The sequence below is a fragment of the Campylobacter hominis ATCC BAA-381 genome (genome assembly GCF_000017585.1).
In the GTDB taxonomy this organism is placed as follows: domain Bacteria; phylum Campylobacterota; class Campylobacteria; order Campylobacterales; family Campylobacteraceae; genus Campylobacter_B; species Campylobacter_B hominis.
The window spans coordinates 300,753-318,363 of record NC_009714.1; the positions used below are offsets into that span (position 1 = coordinate 300,753).

The following is a 17,611-nucleotide window of genomic DNA, read 5'->3' on the forward strand; positions in this document are numbered from 1 at the left end:
TTTTCCTTTTCATCAGCTGCTTTTGAATATACTCATCAAGCTGTTTAATGGATTTAATACCATGTTCTCTGATATAAATTACAGACTCAGCTATTGTATTAAGGTTATGTTTGGTTGCCCAATATTTGTAACATTTGCTTTCCTTTGCCTTTGTATTGGCATTCATGTCAATAACATTGTCGATGCGTTTTTTGACGGCAGGAGTCTTGATAAACTCTCTTTATGCAATGCGTTCTTTTAATCTTTCTTTAAAAATTTTAGTTATAATTAAGGGCAAAAAGAGACAATTCTTAGTCTTTCTTAGAGAAAATTGTTAGATGCAAAGTGATAAATGAAAGATATCTGATTTTATTTATTCAACAATGAGAGAGACAATTTAAAAGGATAAAAAATGAAAATTTCAAACGAAGAAAAATTTGCTCACATAACTGTATTTGAGAAAAATTTAGAGTTTCAAATAGATACTTTAGAGAAATTAAACAAGCTTTTAAAAACATTAAAAAAGTCTTTAAAAGAGTATCAAAAGCTTATGGACTATTACTACGGTAAGCAAAGAAACGATGACCTAGAAGCCGATAGAAAAGGAGAGATCCCAACAGATCTAAAAAGAGCAGTTTTAAGCGAGGATGAAATTTATAATATGATGATTGACTATAGAGAAAGCGCCATTGAGATGATAGAGATAGCAACAAAAATGTTAAGAGCATAAAATAAAAGCAAGATATGCTTTGAAGTTTAAATTTCGCTACAATAAAGTTTTAAATTTATAAAAGGAATTTGATATGAATACAAAATAGATTTGAAATTATTTTATAATTTCAAATCTAGCGAGTAGGGTTATATACGATTAAGATCAGCAAATCTTAATAGATAAAAACCATTTCATAGATATAAATTAGTTGAGATGATAGAAAGGAAACAATAAAATTTTTTTAAGAGATAGATAAAAACATATTGACAACCTTCTATATGATTGGTATAATTATACATGAAAATATCAATGAGGTTTACATGAAAAATAAATATATAGAGATATCAAAAAAATTAAAAGTTTTGAGTGATCCAAAACGATTAGAAATTATAGATATGTTATCTTGCGATGAACTTTGTGCTTGTGAGATATTAGAGAAATTTGATATAACACAACCAACACTATCTAATGATATGAAAAGATTGGAAGATGCTGATTTAGTTATTAGCCGAAGAGAAGGAAAAAACATATATTACATTGCCAATAAAAAGATTTTAAAGGAGATGCAATCTAGCTTAAAGGAAATATTTGATAGCGGGGATGAATGTATTTGCCATACTTGGAAAAAGTAAATTTTTATGCATTATACATAGAAACATTTAAATATATCTATACTAAAAGAGGTAAAAGAACTATGGTAAAAAATAAGAATAATGGAATTAATGTATTTCAAAAATACCTGAGCTTATGGGTATTATTTTGCATGATTGTGGGCGTACTTATAGGGAAATATATACCTATAGTCCCATCTGCTTTAAGTAAAATGCAAATTGCGGGTATATCTGTGCCCATAGCGATATTAATTTGGATTATGATTTATCCAATGATGATGAAAGTAGATTTTCAAAGTATTAAAAAAGTTAGAGAAAATCCAAAAGGCCTCTTTGTAACATGGGCTGTTAATTGGCTAATAAAACCATTTACTATGTTTGGAATAGCTTATTTGTTTTTCTTTATTATATTTAAAAATCTCATTCCTAATGATTTGGCTAATGATTATTTGGCTGGAGCTGTTTTGCTCGGAGCTGCACCATGTACTGCTATGGTTTTTGTGTGGTCGACTCTTACAAAGGGTGACCCTGTTTACACTGTGGTTCAAGTAGCCACAAATGATTTAATTATTTTGATTGCTTTTGTGCCTATAGTTAAGTTTTTATTAGGTGTATCTAATGTTGTAGTACCATATAGCACATTATTTGCTAGTGTGTTTTTATTTGTTGCTATTCCATTATTAGGAGGTGCCATCACAAGGAAAATAGTAATTGATAAAAGAGGAAAGGATTATTTTGAAAAACAATTTTCAAGTAAATTTGACGGAACGACAACAGTTGGACTACTCTTGACTCTAATAATTATATTTAGCTCACAAGCAAATATAATTTTAGAAAACCCATTTCATATTTTATTGATAGCTATTCCACTTACCCTTCAAACATTCCTAATTTTTACTATAGCGTATGCGTTGAGCAAAAAAGTAGGTTTACCTTTTAAAATAGCTGCACCAGCAGGCATGATTGGAGCTTCAAATTTCTTTGAATTATCTGTAGCTGTTGCAATAGCAATATTTGGAATACATTCACCAGTTGCACTAGCTTGCACTGTAGGTGTTCTTACTGAAGTACCAGTTATGCTATTTTTAGTAAAAATTGCTAATAATACAAAACACTGGTTTTTAGAAAATAAAGAATCTTATAGAGGTTAGATATGTGGAGTTTTATTCAAGATCAAATTCTAGGTATGAAATGGCTCAATGAGTTAATAGGAGAAGTATTAACAAATTTTGGTTTTGATATGACTTCAAAACTTGGAGGAAGCTTGCAATTTTTCATCTATGATGTTATAAAAATTACAATATTACTTTGCGTGTTGATTTTTATAATTTCTTATATACAAAGCTATTTCTCACCTGAAAGAAGTAAAAAAATTCTTGGACGTTTTAATGGATTAGGGGCAAACATAATGGCCGCATTATTAGGAACCGTAACACCGTTTTGCTCTTGTTCATCCATCCCGCTATTCATTGGATTTACGAGTGCTGGATTACCATTAGGTGTTACATTCAGTTTCTTGATTTCTTCTCCAATGGTTGACCTTGGGTCGTTAGTCTTATTGATGAGTATCTTTGGGGCCAAAGTAGCTCTAGCATATGTAGTATTGGGGCTAATTATTGCTGTAGTTGGTGGTAGCCTCATAGAAAAAATGCATATGGAAAGGTATGTAGAAGATTTTATAAAAAATGCAAGTCAAGTTGATATTAGCTCTCCAAGCTTAACATTAAAAGATAGGGTTGATTTTTCTAAAACTCAAGTTGGTGACACTTTTAAAAAAGTTTTCCCTTATATTTTAGTAGGTGTGGGCATAGGGGCATTGATACACAATTGGATTCCTAAAACTTGGGTGGAAAATATTTTAGGCAGCAAGAATCCACTTGGAGTGGTTTTGGCGACTGTTATAGGAGCACCAATGTATGCTGATATTTTTGGAGCTATACCAATAGCAGAAGCTCTATTGTCAAAAGGTGCTCAACTAGGAACTGTCCTAGCTTTTATGATGGCAGTAACAACACTAAGCCTACCATCATTGATCATGTTAAAAAAAGCAGTTAAACCAAAGCTTTTATTTTTATTCGTAGGAATTTGTACTTTTGGGATAATTGTTGTAGGATACCTATTTAACATTTTTAGCGCTATTTTAATTTAATGGGGAACTAAAATGAAACTATTAAGTAGAAAGCAAAAAATATATACCGTTGTGAAAACAATAGATGTAAATTAAGGAGAAAAAAATGAGATTATTTCGTAAGAAAGAAAAAGAAGAGAAAGGTTGTACTTGTGGAGGTAATTGTGAACCTGTTAACAATAAGGAAGTTAAAGAAACAAGTTGTTGTGATCTAAATTACTCATCAGAAAATATAGAAAAAGTAGAAGAAAAGAAAAAAGAGAAAGGAATTAAAATACTAGGTTCTGGTTGCTCGAAATGTGCTGCTTTAGAAAAATCAACCAGGGAAGCACTCGCTGAACTTAATGTTGAAGAGTATATAGACCACATTACTGACTTTTCCCAAATCGCAAGTTATGGAGTTATGTCTACTCCGGCATTAGTTATAAACGGCAAAGTTGTATCCTATGGCAAAGTTTTAAACAAGGATGAAGTAAAAGATTTATTAAAACAAAATGGTATAAATTAAAATGAAAAAACCAAAAGTTGCATTTATATGTGTACATAATAGCTGTAGGAGCCAAATTGCAGAAGCCTTAGGGAAAAAATATGCTTCAGATGTGTTTGACTCCTATTCAGCTGGAACAAAATTAAACAATCAGATTAATCAGGATGCAGTTCGTATTGTAAAAGAACTTTATGGAATCGATATGAATGCGAACGGACACCATAGCAAACTTATTGATGAAATACCTAATCCCGATATCGCTATTTCAATGGGATATGATGTAGGATGTCCGTTTATTGGCAGAGCATTTGATGATTGGGGACTTTTAGATCCTACAGAAAAATCTGACGAAATTTTCATAGCAGTAATAAAAGAAATAAAAGATAAAATCATTCAATTAAAGAATAGTCTTAAACAGCAACATCCTGCAGCAATGTAGGGTGTTTTTATCATTTATAGAAAATTTACCGAGTAAAATGCAAATTTTGATATAATAAAACTTTTAAAGTCTAAAACAAGGAATTTTATGGTTGATTTAAATAAAATAATCCAAGCAAAACGAACAATAGCAGGATTTGTAGATGAAACTCCATTTGCTGTTTCTAACAAGCTTAGCAAAAATTATAACGTTAATGTTTTTTTAAAAGAAGAAAATTTACAAAAAACAGGTGCTTATAAAATTCTCGGTGCTTAATAATATAATTAAAATTTATGCAAAGTTTTATAAAAGTAATCAAAAAGCTCATTATAAAAGATGTTGTTGATTTTGCGAATAAAAAGGGTATTTTTAACTGAAAAATGTATTAAAACGCTCTGCCTGACAAAGTAAATCATCTAAATCATTCGTATTCTGCGCCATCTTTTCTTTCAGATTTTTAAAACGCAAAAAATTTCGTTTTAATTTAAAATTTCACTTTTTTATTAAATTTTTGTGTGTTTAGATTAAAATATTAAATTTCATTTTCCGCTTAAAATTTCGCCGTCTTGGATTGCTGACGCCGTTTTTATCTTTATTTTTTTTGTTTTATGTAATTTCAACCATTTTTTAGTATTTTAAATTTTTCAAGTTCATCAAAATATTTTCGACATAGTGAAAAATTAATATTTCACGCAGTATTTGCTTTGTATTGGGATGATGTATAGAGCGGTGAAGCGACAAATAAAAGGGCATCAAAAAATTAAAATAACGTTAAAATCGCTAAAAATGATGAAAATTTTTAAGTCGGCTTAAAATTTAAGAAATAAAAAATCGTGTTTTAAAAATTTTGCATTATTTTTTAAATTTTAGCAAGATAAATAAAAGTGAGATTAAATTTTTGATTATTAAAAAAGCTTTAAATGAAATTTTAAGGTCCGTTTTTGATTTATGTAAAATGCATTATAAAATTTTAACTTCGCATTCAAGTTTTACGCCGAATTTTTCAAAAACCTTTTTTTTGGCAAGATTTATTAAGTCTATTGCGTCGGTAAAAGTTGCGCCGCCCGTGTTGATTAAGAAATTCGCGTGGATTTCACTGAATTTTGCGGCACCTATCTGAAAACCTTTCAAACCTGCGGCTTCAATTAATCTACCTGCAAAATCTCCTTTCGGATTTTTAAAAACGCTGCCGAAAGTCGCGTGTTTTGGCTGATTTTTGCGTTTTGCAAAAATTTCATCGCTTAATACGGTATCAAATCCGCGTAAAATTTTAAATGCAGCTTCTAAAATTACGCCTTTTATCTCGCTTTTTCTGTAACTGAAATTTAAATCTTTTTTGTCAAAAATTCCGAAATTTGTTTTCACATTTATTAAATTGTTTGAAATTTCAAAACCCGCCAAACCTGCATTCATGGTAATCAGCCCTCCAAGAGTGCCGGGGATATTTCTTAAAAATTCGAACCCTGCAATATTTTCTCGCTTTGCAAAATTATAAATTTTTGCCGATTTGCACGCTGCGCCGATTGTCAGCAGATCGCCATTTAATCTTATAAAATTAAACTCATCGCTTAAAATTCCAAGTTTTGGCGGGTTCGGTGATATCAGGATATTGTTTGCGCCACCGATTACAATGCCGTTAAAATCGCTATTTGCATGCAAAATTTGCACATCAAAAACTCCGCCTATTTTTACAGAGCTGAATTTACTGAAATCAATGCGCCTGAATTCCATCATTTTAGCCGTTTCTTGCATTTAGATATTCTGTCGGTATGAGATTTTCGTCTGCACGGATAAGTGAGCCGTAAAATCCGTGTCTATAGCCAAGTTCAAACATTTTATCGCACGCACGAAGTTGCTTTTCGTCCATACTTATTGAATTTTTGTTTGCATAAAGATTAAGATAAGCGTCAAGTTTTTCATCGTTAATACGCACTAAATTTCGCTCTATCAACATTTTTGAGAGCAATTTTTTATGATCGTGCGCTACTTTTACGGCGTCCGTTAAAACGCGTTCGCATTCTATCGCGTCGGTTAGAGGCAAACTTCTTCTTAGGCACATTCCGCCAAGCGGAAGCGGCAAATCTTCTTCGCAAAGCTCTTTCCAAATGTCCCAAATTTCGCGTTCTACACAAAGTTCATCGGAAAAATCCAAAATGCTTTCATGTATCAAAACTCCGGCATCGACTTCTCCTGAAAGCACCGCATTTTCGATTTCAAGGAAATTTTTGTAAATTATTCTTGCATTCGGATATGCGATATGAAATAAAAGCGCGTTGCTTGTGTGCTCGCCGCTAAGCGCAACTTTAAAATTCGGTTTTAATTTTCTGTCTTTTTTCTTTATAAGTTTCGGACCGTAACCTTCGCCGAAACTGACTGCTGTGCGAAGAAGTGCGAAATCATCCGCCACAAACGGATATAGCGCAAAACTGATTGCACAAATATCATAAAGTCCGCGTAAAGTCGCTTCGTTCAGAGTTTGGATATCATCCGCTTTATTTGTGAAATTTAGCCATTTTGAGTCAACCCAACCGAATTTTATCGCCATATACATAAAAATATCATCAGAATCAGGAGAATGTGCCACGCTTATATTTTTTTTCAAAATTTTTCCTTTAATTTTTTTTGAAATGATACCCAAAGTTTTAAAAATTTCTATTTAAAGATGCGCTCAAAATTGAAATTTTAGGCTTTTGCAATGAAATTTAAATTTTTCAGAATACTTTTCAGTTTATAAAATTTATTGCGCGTGATAAATTTTATAAAACTTTTTGTTTTTGTAAAAAGTAATTAAAATTAAAAATTTAATAAGCACTTTACCGATTAAAACGATTTTGAAGGAATCAAATATGATGTTTGGCGCCTAAGAATAAACTGTTTGTTGTAAAAAGAGAAACGCTTTAAGATTTGCAAAACATTTGAATAATTTTGTTATCGTTTTATTTTAAATGCCGAATTTTGCAAATTGTTTTATTTAAAAATTTTGAAATGTTTTTTTGAAATTATATTTTTTCGCCATTTCGTAACTTTTGCAAAATCGCTTTTTCAGCCGAATTGTTGTAAAATTCTAAATAAAATTTAAAAAGAAAGAAAATTATGTCACGAAAAAAAGCCATTGTCGCACCGATTTTTAGCCGATTTAAAGCATTTATTATTGATATTTTTTTTATTGCCATTCCGCTTTTTTACATTGTCACATATTTAATTTTGGGTTCGAAAGAGGCTCTTTGGCAAAATCAGCTTGCAATCAGTGCAATCTGGATAATTTATGCGCTTATCACAAGTCTGTTTTTTGTTTTAAAAGCTCAAACTCCCGGATACAAAGCTCAAAATATTTATTTGATTAATACACGCACCGGTAAAAAAGCTGATTTTTTCAGGATTTTGTTGCGTTTTGTCTGTTTTATCATCTCAGGCTTTTGCATTGTCGGGCTTTTGATCTGTTTTTTTCGTAAAGACCGTTTGAATTTGCACGATTTGCTCACGCAAACAGCACCTGTTTTGCCAAAAAGTTGAAATTTATTCATTGCTTATAAAATAGTTTGTGTCAAATTTAATATAAATCGGTGTATCCGTTGTATTTTTATACAAATTAAAATATACAAAATAGATTTTTTTTAAAATAGTGAAATTTTTGTTTTATTACTAAAATTTTACAGTTTTATCATTTGCATAAAACTCCGATTTACAAGTTGCTAATGTGCCAAATATATTTTTAAACACTTACTTATCAATATATGGAATATCATGGATTTTGTCATCTAAAAAGCCCGAGATATTCAGTAAAGTTTTTCTTCAATCATCATAAAATCATATCGCTTTTTATATCATTTTTAAAATTATCCGATAATGCTTTTATAATTTTATTTATTTTATTACAAGGCAAATTTATAATTAATCTTACAATTTTTTCATAATCGTTACTTTTTCTAATGATGTAAAACTATCTTTGAAATCTTTAAAATCAGTATTATTTCGGCCTTTATTTAATAAATTCGCGATTTTTTGATGTAGGCTTCTTTCTTTTTTATATTATCATCTAAACATCTGTTAGTATGCTTTGATTTAAATCATCGGTATTTGCAATCGCTTTATTTGACTTTTTGTAACCTTTGTAACCGTTTATCGTAGTGTTCTATTGTCATAACAGTAAAAAATAAAATTTTTCATTTTTTTCTTTTTATAAAATTGCAGGAAATAATTTTAGCGATATATGCCTAAAAAATTATGTTTCAGTAGAAATATTTCAAAATACAATATAAAAGTTTAAAAATATTTTTTGATTTTTCATCGCAAATAATTATATTTTCACATTTTTTAAAATTTCGGTCGTATCAAGGTAGCCTCTATTAATAAAATCGTTAAGCTGCCAAAAATTTATGAAATCTACCATGCCGAAATAACCTTTAGGTGGCGAAATTTCGATAATTTTTGTAGTGCAGACAAAATTTCTGTGTTTTTTAAAAAGTGATAAAAAACCGTTATTTTCGATGTTGCAAACAATTATAAGATCCAAATTTTGCTTTAAAAGCGGTGTAATCGGGATATTTTCGCCACTTATCGCACCGTCAATAAAGCCGTTTGTATTCTCAAATCCAAATGCAAAAGAAGCGCTGCTAAGCAAATAATCGATGATTTCATTTTTATCAAGTGATTGGACATTGACAAAAAACGGTGAAAAATCGCTGCTTTCAGTAAGAGCGATAAAAAGCGGAATTCCGTTTAAAATCTTGCTTGTAGAAATATTTGTACGCAAGAAATTTGCTAAATTTTCCCTTTTAAAAAAACCTTCATTTATAAAATTCGGTAGTGCGGCGTTTGCTAATTGATAGAAAAATTTTTGCGGCGCACAAAAATCAAAATCTTTTTTAAAATTTGGAATTTTGCTAAAGTGCCCGAAATTTTCAAGCTTTAAATTTTGCGGTTTTTTTAGCTTAAAAACATCAAGCACATTTGTATTCAGCCATAAATTTTGTAAAATTTCAGCTGTTTTAATCGGATCTTTGTAGGCGCTTAAAAACGCGCCGTTTATAGCACCGATACTTGTTCCTGAAATCGTCGCAGGTAAAATTTCGAACTCGCCAAGCGCCTTTAAAAAGCCAATTTCATATGCACCTTTAAGACCGCCGCCGGATAAAACCACGCCGATTTTTTTCATAGCAATTATAAATTTAAAATATCAAATATTTTAATTATAAATAACCTTGATCTATCATCGCGTCCGCTACTTTTCTAAAGCCGGCGATATTTGAGCCGAGCACGAGATTTCCCTCATCGCCGAACTCTTTTGATGTATCGTAGCTAATCCTGAAAATATGTCGCATAATGTCGTGAAGTCTGCTGTCCACATCTTCAAACGACCAGCTTTGCATACTTGCATTTTGCGCCATTTCAAGTCCGCTAGTCGCCACACCGCCGGCATTTGCAGCTTTTGCAGGACCAAAAAGCATATCTTTTTTAGAAAGTATAAAATCAATCGCTTCAAGAGTGCTTGGCATATTTGCGCCTTCGCAGATTAAACGACAGCCGTTTTTATAAAGCTCTTTTGCATCTTCTAAGTTTAACTCATTTTGTGTAGCGCTAGGAAAAGCGGCATCACAAGGTATATTCCAAACCGCATTTCTGCCGGCAGGATATTCGGCTAAAGGTGTGAATTTAGCTTTCGGACGATATTTTAAATATTCACTGAGACCCAAACGAAGCTCTTCTTTAATTTTTTTAAGTGCCATAACATCTATACCGTCCATATCGTAGATAAAACCTGTAGAATCACTGACTGTTATCGGTAAAGCCTCCATTTGGTAAAGCTTTTCTGCGGTATAAATTGCAACATTTCCCGAACCGCTTATGGCGCATTTTTTTCCTCTTAGAGCATCTCCTTTTTTACATAACATCTCATTTGCAAAATAAACGGAACCGTATCCTGTAGCTTCTGTTCTTGCCAGGCTTCCGCCCCAGTTTAGACCTTTTCCTGTAAGTGAGCCGTCAAATCTGCGTTTTATCTTTTTGTAAGCGCCGAATAGATATCCGATCTCTCTTGCGCCAACTCCGATATCGCCTGCCGGTACATCGCTTACATCGCTTATAAGTCTTTGAAGCTCAATCATAAAATTTTGGCAAAATCGCATAATTTCACCGTCACTTTTGCCTTTAGGATTAAAATTTGCGCCGCCTTTTCCGCCGCCCATATTAAGACCTGTTAATGAATTTTTAAAAATTTGTTCAAATCCTAGAAATTTTAAAACGCCCAAATTTGCGGTCGGATGAAATCTTAAACCGCCTTTATAAGGACCGATCGCCGAGTTAAATTCGATTCTATAACCTGTATGTACGCAAGGCTCCAGTTTATCATTCACATAAACCACGCGAAACATCAACGTGCGCTCAGGCACTAAAATTCGCTCAATTATACGATTTTTTATATATTTATCTTCCCGTTCTAAAAGCGGAACCAAACTATGTAAAATTTCGGTTGCAGCTTGTAAAAAAACCTCTTGACCGGGGTTTTTTCGCCTTATATCTTCCAAGACATCGGTTATATAATCTCTAACCATCGTTTTTCTCCATTGGATTAAAATTCAATTTTCTTGCTTTTTTTATAAAAATTTTAAATGCCTTTTCTTCTTTGGCGCCTATTTTATAACTTATGAAATTTAGATACCAAGTGATATCTTTTTTCGTTATACCGCGACTTTTGGCATACTCTGCCAAAATATACTGCGGAATTTTAACCTTTTGTTTTAAAAATTTTTTTATAAGACCGGTATAAAAATCACCGTTTTTTATACAACAGAATTTTGCAAAAACAAACGGCAAATTATATTTTTTATGCCAAATTTCACCTAAATCATAAAATTTATCTCTACCTTCGTTTAAATAACATTTTAAGGCACGGTCACCTATTATAACTTCGCCTTTTAAATTTAGAATTAGACTTAACATATTTGAACTCATTGAAGCTGGATCTAATTTCCTGGCGCTATTTTTTCGCACTAAAACGCTGATTACTCGATCTTTTGCCACTACGCCCATAGAGATTTTTTTATATTTTTTTATTCTGCTTTCTATGCTTGAAATTACGGCTGCATCAACTTTTCCGTAAAAAAGCGATCTGCATAATTTACTTGGAACATCTTTTTTAAATTCAATCGCCTTTTTTGTGGCATTTTGTAACCGCGAACGTTTTAAAAAAACATGAAATGGAAGTAAATTAAGATAATCGATTTTTCCAAATAACATTTTAATCCTTTATGCAAATTATACAAAAAAAATATAAAATTTTTTTTAAATTTATTAAATTTTTTAAATTTATTTTTTTAAAATAAAACCCCTGAATTAAACGATTTAATTTTTAATATTAGCTTAATTTAAGCATATATAAATTTTAATTCATTGGAAATTTACTACTTTTTACAGCAAAAATAAAAAATAATTTTTAGTCTTATTATGATATTTTAATATATTTTTAAGAAAATAAACCATCTAATTTAGCTTTCATATTTATTATAATTTAATTTTTGTTATTTCTATTTTTTAACAATTAAATATATGTCATGCAATTTTAAATGTTATGTTTTTTATGATTGCATAGCGGATCTTCTATTTGAAAATTATCTTGCATAAGCTTTTAAAACGGTTGATTGTCTGTGTAGTTTAAATCCCAATTTATCGGTGAAATTCCACGAGAAATCAAAAAATTATTACATTTGCTGAAATGTTTGCAACCAAAAAAAGCACCCCCTGCAAGCGGGCTTGGATGGGCTGCCGTTAATATCAAATGCTTTTTTGCGTCTATCAGCGTAGCCTTCGCTTTTGCAAAATTTCCCCAAAGCATAAAAACTATATTTTCTCTTTTTTGCGAAAGTGTTTTTATGACAGCGTCGGTGAATATCTGCCAACCGAAATTTTTATGAGAATTTGCAATTTTAGCCGAAACGCTAAGAGATGCGTTTAACAACAAAACGCCCTGTTTGGCCCAAAATGTTAAATCACCGCAATTGGGCTCATTTATGCCTAAATCGCTATTAATCTCTTTAAAAATATTTATCAGACTTGGCGGAATGCGGACATCTTTCGGCACGGAAAAACTAAGTCCCATAGCCTGATTTACTTCGTGATATGGATCTTGTCCTAAAATTACAACTTTGACTTTGTCAAAAGGCGTTAAATTAAATGCGTTAAAAATCAAATTTCCGGGCGGATATATGGTAACTCCGCTATTTTTTAAACAGACCAGTTTTTCTTTTATCTCCAAAAAATATGGAGAGAGAAATTCGCCTTTTAACACCTCTTTCCAACTCTTCTCAATCTTGATATTTTCTAATTTTATAGCCATTAAAACCTCTTTTTAAATAATATAAATGAAAGAATAAAATAAAAAATTCCTAAAACCAGCATAACCGAAAGTTCCGGCAACAGCGCAGTAAAAGCCGTATCTTTTAAAATAACCGATTTTATAAAAATAGCATAATGTTTAAGTTGAAAACAATTTGCCACCGGAATTAGCCAGCTTGGCATATTTTCTATAGGTGTGGCAAAACCCGAAAGTAAAATGGAAGGAACGAAATAAGAGCAAGAGTATAAAATCGCCTGCTGTTGCGTTTTTGCAAACACTGAAATTGCAATTCCTGTAGCGCAGGTGCTGAAAACAAACACGGAAATTCCAAAAAACAGAAGCCAAAAACTGCCGAAAAACGGAACATCAAAAACCGTTATCATCAAAATAAAAATTACAAATGAAATAATAAGTCCGATTAAAAACGCGGTTGTCAATTTTCCAAGCAAAATTTCAAAATGTTTAAGCGGAGAAACCAGAATTTGTTCCATTGTTCCAAGTTCAAGTTCTCTAGGAATCGACATCGCAGTCATAATTACGCAAATCGCCATTGAAATAAGTCCTATTAAATTCGGTAAAATCCACCAGAAATTTTCAACATTCGGATTATATAAATAGCGAATTTTGATGAATTGAGGTTCATTTATCATAGAAGTTATATAGCCTAAAGTGATTTGAGAAGCGTTTGAATTGCGTCCGTCAACAATAACTTCGACCTTTTTATTTCTTGCAAAATCTTCATTAAAAATCACCAAAGTAGTAATTTTTTCGCTATCGATTAAAATTTTTGCCTCTTCAAAACTTGTAAGCATATAAATTTTGCTTATGCGTTTTGTGCCTTCAAAATTTTTCAAAATTCGTTCACTCTCTTTGGAATTGCTGAAATTTAAAACGCCCAAAGAGATATTGTTTACTTCGAAATTTACTGAATTTGCAAATAAAAAAGTAAGTAAAAACGGAAAAATAAAAACAATTACGGCGCTTTTTCTATCATTTTTAATAGATAAAAATTCTTTTTTAATGAGCGAAAGAAATCTCAATCAAGACTCCTTTTTGTATTTTTTACAACGAAATAGTAATAAAGAAGTCCTGTAAGTATCATTCCTACAATATTTATTACCATTACATACATCACGTTTCCAACTAAAAAGATAGTTTTAATACAATTTACAAAATATGTTGTATGCAAAAATACAGATAAGATTTGTAAAATTTCAGGCATATTTGAAATTTCAAAAACAAAACCTGAAAGTAAAAAAGATGGTAAAAACCCTAGCATAATGGCGGCTTGCGAAGCGACAAACTGATTTTTGGCTATCGCCGAGATTAAAAGTCCTACGCTTAAAGCCGGAAAAAGATAAATTATGCTAAGTAGCATAAGCATCAAAAAACTGCCGTTAAAAGGAATTTTATACCAAAAAATCGCAATTATAAGGCATATTATCATAGACATAAGCGATAAAAAAATATATGGAATAATCTTGCCTATAATTAGTTCGTTTATACTGATTGGCGTAGAAAAAATCAGCTCAATCGTATTTTCTTCCCATTCTCTTGCCATTACAAGTGATGTCAAAAGAGTGCCTATAAGTGTCATTATAATGGCGATGGATCCGGGAATCAAAACATTTCTGCTTGAAATTTCTTTGTTAAACCAAGTTATATTAAAAATTTCTACAAAATTTGGATTTTTAGCTAAGTTTCTAAAGTTTTCAAGCATAAAATTTGAAACGATTAAATTTACATAATTGCCTATCAGTTTAGCGGTGTTCGGTTCGCTTGCATCAAGTAAGAGTTGGACGTTTTTTGTTTTGCTGAAATTTTGCGGAATGATTAAAACTGCTTTGCTTTTGCCGTCTTCAAGCTCCTGTTTTGCCAAATTTTCACTTTTAAAAAAATGAATGTCAAAATACGGACTTTGTAAAAATTTTGAAGTAAGCTCATTGCTTAAGCTTGAGTTTTCATGTGAGACAATAGACACGGCAATATCTTTGTTATCAAGATTTACTGCATAACCCATCAAAAAAATCAATAGAATCGGCAAAATAAATGCTATCAGGATTGAGCTGGGATCTCTGAATACCTGTAATCGCTCTTTAGCGGCAACTGCTTTTATACGTCTTAAGTTCATCTTTTCTGTACCAATTTTATAAACGCATCCTGTAGATTATCTGTTTTTGTTACCTGTTTGATTTTTTCAGGTGTAGCGAAAATCGCCGATTTGCCTTGCGAAATAAGCATTATTTTGTCACAAAATTCAGCTTCATCCATTAAATGCGTAGTAATCATAACACAACTTCCGTCTTTTACAATCTCGTTTATAAACTCCCAAAAATCGCGCCTTGTAATGCTATCAACTCCGCTTGTCGGTTCATCTAGGAAAAGTACTTTCGGTTTATGCAAAACCGCGCAAATCAGCGCTAAACGCTGTTTTATACCCAAAGAAAGATCTTTTACTTTAAAATTTAAGAATTGTGTAATTCCAAAATTCTCGCAAAGCTCGTCAACGCGATTTTTCTTTTCATTTTTATCAAGTTCGTAAATTCCTGCAAAAAAATCTAAATTGTCAATAACTTTTAAGTCATTATAGAGTGAAAATTTCTGCGCCATATATCCGATTTGCCTTTTTATCTGCGGATTTTTATTAAGATTTTTTCCCATTACAAAAGTCTCGCCGGATGTCGGTTTTAAAAGACCGCAAAGCATTTTAAAAGTTGTTGATTTTCCGGCACCGTTCGGTCCTAAAAGCCCAAAAATTTCACCGCTTTTTACATCGAAATTTATATCGTCAACGGCTTTGAAATCGCCGAAAGATTTGCACAATCCGCAAACTTTTATCAGCTCTTCACTTTTAAAATTTTGTACCTTTTTTATTTTGGCATTTTTTTTACTCTCATCTTTTGAAAGTGCTAAAAACAGATCTTCAAAATCCGGCTCTTCTATTTTAAAATCATTTAAATCAGGCAGCTCATTTTCTTTTTTAAGAATGAACTTAAGCCTGTTTCCAAAGTAATAAACCTGCGAAATTTTTTCATCATATCTTAATTTTTGAAATACTTCATCGTTTTTTGGTGTGCTGAAAACACGGTTTTGCAGGATTTTTTTTGCATTTTTCGGGCTGTTTTGGACCAAAATTTCGCCGTGACTTAAAAGTAAAATTTCATCAAATTTTTCAGCCTCGTCTTGATAAGAAGTCGCCCAAATAATGGAAATTCCGCTTTCTTTTAATCCTAACGCCAGGTCAAAAAATTCCATTCTGGCTACAGGATCCACGCCGACACCGGGTTCATCCAAAAAAAGGATTTTAGGGTTTTTAAGCAGGCATACGCAAAGCGTTAGTTTTTGTTTCATTCCGCCGCTTAAATCTCCTGCAAAGCGGTCTTTAAACTCATACAACCGCATAAAATTTAAAACTTCCTTAATCTTTTCCTCTTCGTTTGAAATACCTTTTAAACTTGCATAAAGTTTTAAATTTTCATAGCAGCTAAGCTGTTCGTAAAGACCGAAATTTTGTGGCATATAACCGATACTGCTAAGATAATCTTCGCTGTAATTGGGCATATTAAATCCCAAAATTTCGATTGTGCCGCTGCTTGGACTCATAAGTGAAGCAAAAAGCCGCAAAAGCGTAGTTTTACCACTTCCATCACTGCCTACGATTCCGATGATTTTGTGTGCATCAAAATTAAAGGTTAAATTTTTTAAAGCCTGATTGGCTCCAAAATTTTTACAAAGTCCGTTTACTTTTATCATTTTACTTTTTTAACGTGTACGGGAACGCCTTGTTTGATTTTGTCGTCAATCTCGTCAAAATTTACTTTAAATCTATACACTAAATTTGTTCTAAGCTCGATTGTTTGGACATTTTTTGGCGTAAATTCACAAACCGTCGCTATAAAACTGATATGTCCGGCATATGGTTTTTCTCTAAAATCGGTATAAATTTCCATTTTATCGCCAACTTTAAAAAGGCCTAAATTTTTTTCATCCACATAAGCTCTGACCCAAAAATCATCAACTTTTGCAATCTCATAAACAGGTTCATGGGCTCCGGCATTTTCGCCGTTTTCTTTAAATTTTGTAAGAACGGTGCCATTATTCGGCGCAACGATAACTGAATTTTTAAGATCTATATTTATCTTTTCGCGTTTTGCTTCAAGCAACTCCACAAGCGATTTTTGCGCCTTTATATCAAGTTTTTCGTAGCCGTTTTCAAGTTTTGAAAGATTTGATCTGGCTGCACTCGCCGCTGCGACTGCAAGTTCAAATTTCGCCTTTGCGGTATCGAAATTTTGTTTTGATGTAGAGTTTGTATTTAAAAGTTGCTTTTGGCGTTCGAAAGTTTTTTTAGCTTCGTTTAAATTTGCTTCGCTTTTAGCCGCTTCAGCCTTTGCCTGATCGATATCTTCGTATCTGTAGCCGTTTTCAAGTTTTTCTAAAATGGCTTTGTTCTGCGCGATTTGTGCATCAAGCTGAACAAGAGCGTTTTGCAGATATTCATCATCCAAAACGGCTAACGCTTCACCTTTTTTGATAAAATCTCCTTCATCTTTTAAAAGATTTTTAATTCGACCGGGAAATTCAAAAGAGAGAGCTTGCGTCTGGCGGTCGATATTTCCATAGAAAATCTCGCCGTTATTCAACGAATAAAATGTATAAAGCTTAAAAGCCGCAAGTAAAATAACCAACAAAACGGCATAAATTATAATTCTTGTTTTGAAATTTTTCATATCCTAAAATTTCCTTTATTGACGAAATATTATTTAAATAGTTCTTATTATGCAAATATTATAAGATTATACCAAAATTTTCATTCTTGAAATTTATGTTTGAATATTCTTAACGTTGAAATTATACAAAATAAATTGCGGATTTTATCCGATAAGTTTAATAAAATTTTGTATAAATCTTTATCTGGAATACAGAACTTGCCTATTTTTTACT

Annotated in this window: 17 protein-coding genes and 1 pseudogene; 8 read left to right on the forward strand and 10 right to left on the reverse strand. The window is 31.8% G+C overall.

The window, feature by feature from the left end; translation table 11 throughout:
- Nucleotides 1-391 precede the first annotated feature (391 nt).
- The 7 genes and pseudogenes from CHAB381_RS01650 to CHAB381_RS08605 form a co-directional block, all read left to right on the forward strand.
- The gene (locus tag CHAB381_RS01650) at nt 392-709 is read left to right on the forward strand and encodes a DUF4298 domain-containing protein (protein ID WP_012108217.1); all 318 of its coding nucleotides are present in this window, start codon (nt 392-394) and stop codon (nt 707-709) included.
- Between the two features lie 302 nt (nt 710-1,011).
- Nucleotides 1,012-1,323 carry an ArsR/SmtB family transcription factor gene (locus CHAB381_RS09090; RefSeq protein WP_041570448.1) on the forward strand — a complete coding sequence of 104 codons (312 nt, stop codon included), beginning with the start codon at nt 1,012-1,014 and terminating at the stop codon, nt 1,321-1,323.
- Nucleotides 1,296-2,453 (forward strand): ACR3 family arsenite efflux transporter, encoded by a 1,158-nt coding sequence (gene arsB / locus CHAB381_RS01660; RefSeq protein ID WP_012108218.1) that lies wholly within the window; start codon nt 1,296-1,298, stop codon nt 2,451-2,453. Before CHAB381_RS09090 ends, arsB begins: the two co-directional genes overlap by 28 nt.
- Before the next feature lie 2 nt (nt 2,454-2,455).
- Nucleotides 2,456-3,451 carry a permease gene (locus tag CHAB381_RS01665; RefSeq protein ID WP_012108219.1) on the forward strand — a complete coding sequence of 332 codons (996 nt, stop codon included), beginning with the start codon at nt 2,456-2,458 and terminating at the stop codon, nt 3,449-3,451.
- An 85-nt stretch (nt 3,452-3,536) separates the two neighbouring features.
- Nucleotides 3,537-3,938 carry a thioredoxin family protein gene (locus CHAB381_RS01670; RefSeq protein WP_012108220.1) on the forward strand — a complete coding sequence of 134 codons (402 nt, stop codon included), beginning with the start codon at nt 3,537-3,539 and terminating at the stop codon, nt 3,936-3,938.
- 1 nt (nt 3,939) lies between these two features.
- The gene (locus CHAB381_RS01675; RefSeq protein WP_041570449.1) at nt 3,940-4,356 is read left to right on the forward strand and encodes an arsenate reductase/protein-tyrosine-phosphatase family protein; all 417 of its coding nucleotides are present in this window, start codon (nt 3,940-3,942) and stop codon (nt 4,354-4,356) included.
- 87 nt (nt 4,357-4,443) lie between these two features.
- Nucleotides 4,444-4,608: pseudogene (locus CHAB381_RS08605) on the forward strand (pyridoxal-phosphate dependent enzyme); the annotation flags it as partial.
- A gap of 687 nt (nt 4,609-5,295) precedes the next feature.
- Here CHAB381_RS08605 and CHAB381_RS01680 read toward each other — a convergent pair.
- On the reverse strand, nt 5,296-6,066 hold the full coding sequence (locus CHAB381_RS01680; RefSeq protein ID WP_012108223.1) for a UDP-N-acetylmuramate dehydrogenase: 771 nt from the start codon (nt 6,064-6,066) through the stop codon (nt 5,296-5,298).
- A 4-nt stretch (nt 6,067-6,070) separates the two neighbouring features.
- Complete coding sequence (locus CHAB381_RS01685; RefSeq protein ID WP_408610327.1) at nt 6,071-6,886, reverse strand: menaquinone biosynthesis family protein; 816 nt, start codon at nt 6,884-6,886, stop codon at nt 6,071-6,073.
- A 542-nt stretch (nt 6,887-7,428) separates the two neighbouring features.
- On the opposite strand from CHAB381_RS01685, the gene CHAB381_RS01690 reads away from it, so the two are divergent.
- Entirely contained in the window at nt 7,429-7,848 is a 420-nt protein-coding gene (locus CHAB381_RS01690) for an RDD family protein (protein ID WP_012108226.1), read from the forward strand.
- A gap of 784 nt (nt 7,849-8,632) precedes the next feature.
- On the opposite strand, the gene CHAB381_RS01695 is transcribed toward CHAB381_RS01690, so the two are convergent.
- The 8 genes from CHAB381_RS01695 to CHAB381_RS01730 all read right to left on the reverse strand — a co-directional run bounded on the left by CHAB381_RS01695 (nt 8,633) and on the right by CHAB381_RS01730 (nt 17,397).
- Complete coding sequence (locus CHAB381_RS01695) at nt 8,633-9,490, reverse strand: patatin-like phospholipase family protein (protein WP_012108228.1); 858 nt, start codon at nt 9,488-9,490, stop codon at nt 8,633-8,635.
- A 34-nt stretch (nt 9,491-9,524) separates the two neighbouring features.
- Nucleotides 9,525-10,886, reverse strand: coding sequence for an NADP-specific glutamate dehydrogenase (gdhA, locus tag CHAB381_RS01700; RefSeq protein ID WP_012108229.1), 1,362 nt, complete (start codon nt 10,884-10,886; stop codon nt 9,525-9,527).
- The gene (locus CHAB381_RS01705; RefSeq protein ID WP_012108230.1) at nt 10,879-11,571 is read right to left on the reverse strand and encodes an MqnA/MqnD/SBP family protein; all 693 of its coding nucleotides are present in this window, start codon (nt 11,569-11,571) and stop codon (nt 10,879-10,881) included. The genes gdhA and CHAB381_RS01705 overlap by 8 nt, the downstream gene beginning before the upstream one ends.
- 388 nt (nt 11,572-11,959) lie before the next feature.
- Nucleotides 11,960-12,667, reverse strand: coding sequence for a uracil-DNA glycosylase (gene ung / locus CHAB381_RS01710; RefSeq protein WP_012108231.1), 708 nt, complete (start codon nt 12,665-12,667; stop codon nt 11,960-11,962).
- Complete coding sequence (locus tag CHAB381_RS01715; protein WP_012108232.1) at nt 12,667-13,707, reverse strand: ABC transporter permease; 1,041 nt, start codon at nt 13,705-13,707, stop codon at nt 12,667-12,669. Before CHAB381_RS01715 ends, ung begins: the two co-directional genes overlap by 1 nt.
- Complete coding sequence (locus CHAB381_RS01720) at nt 13,704-14,798, reverse strand: ABC transporter permease (protein WP_012108233.1); 1,095 nt, start codon at nt 14,796-14,798, stop codon at nt 13,704-13,706. Before CHAB381_RS01720 ends, CHAB381_RS01715 begins: the two co-directional genes overlap by 4 nt.
- Nucleotides 14,795-16,420 carry an ATP-binding cassette domain-containing protein gene (locus CHAB381_RS01725; RefSeq protein WP_012108234.1) on the reverse strand — a complete coding sequence of 542 codons (1,626 nt, stop codon included), beginning with the start codon at nt 16,418-16,420 and terminating at the stop codon, nt 14,795-14,797. Before CHAB381_RS01725 ends, CHAB381_RS01720 begins: the two co-directional genes overlap by 4 nt.
- Entirely contained in the window at nt 16,417-17,397 is a 981-nt protein-coding gene (locus CHAB381_RS01730; RefSeq protein WP_012108235.1) for an HlyD family efflux transporter periplasmic adaptor subunit, read from the reverse strand. The genes CHAB381_RS01725 and CHAB381_RS01730 overlap by 4 nt, the downstream gene beginning before the upstream one ends.
- Between the last annotated feature and the right edge of the window lie 214 nt (nt 17,398-17,611).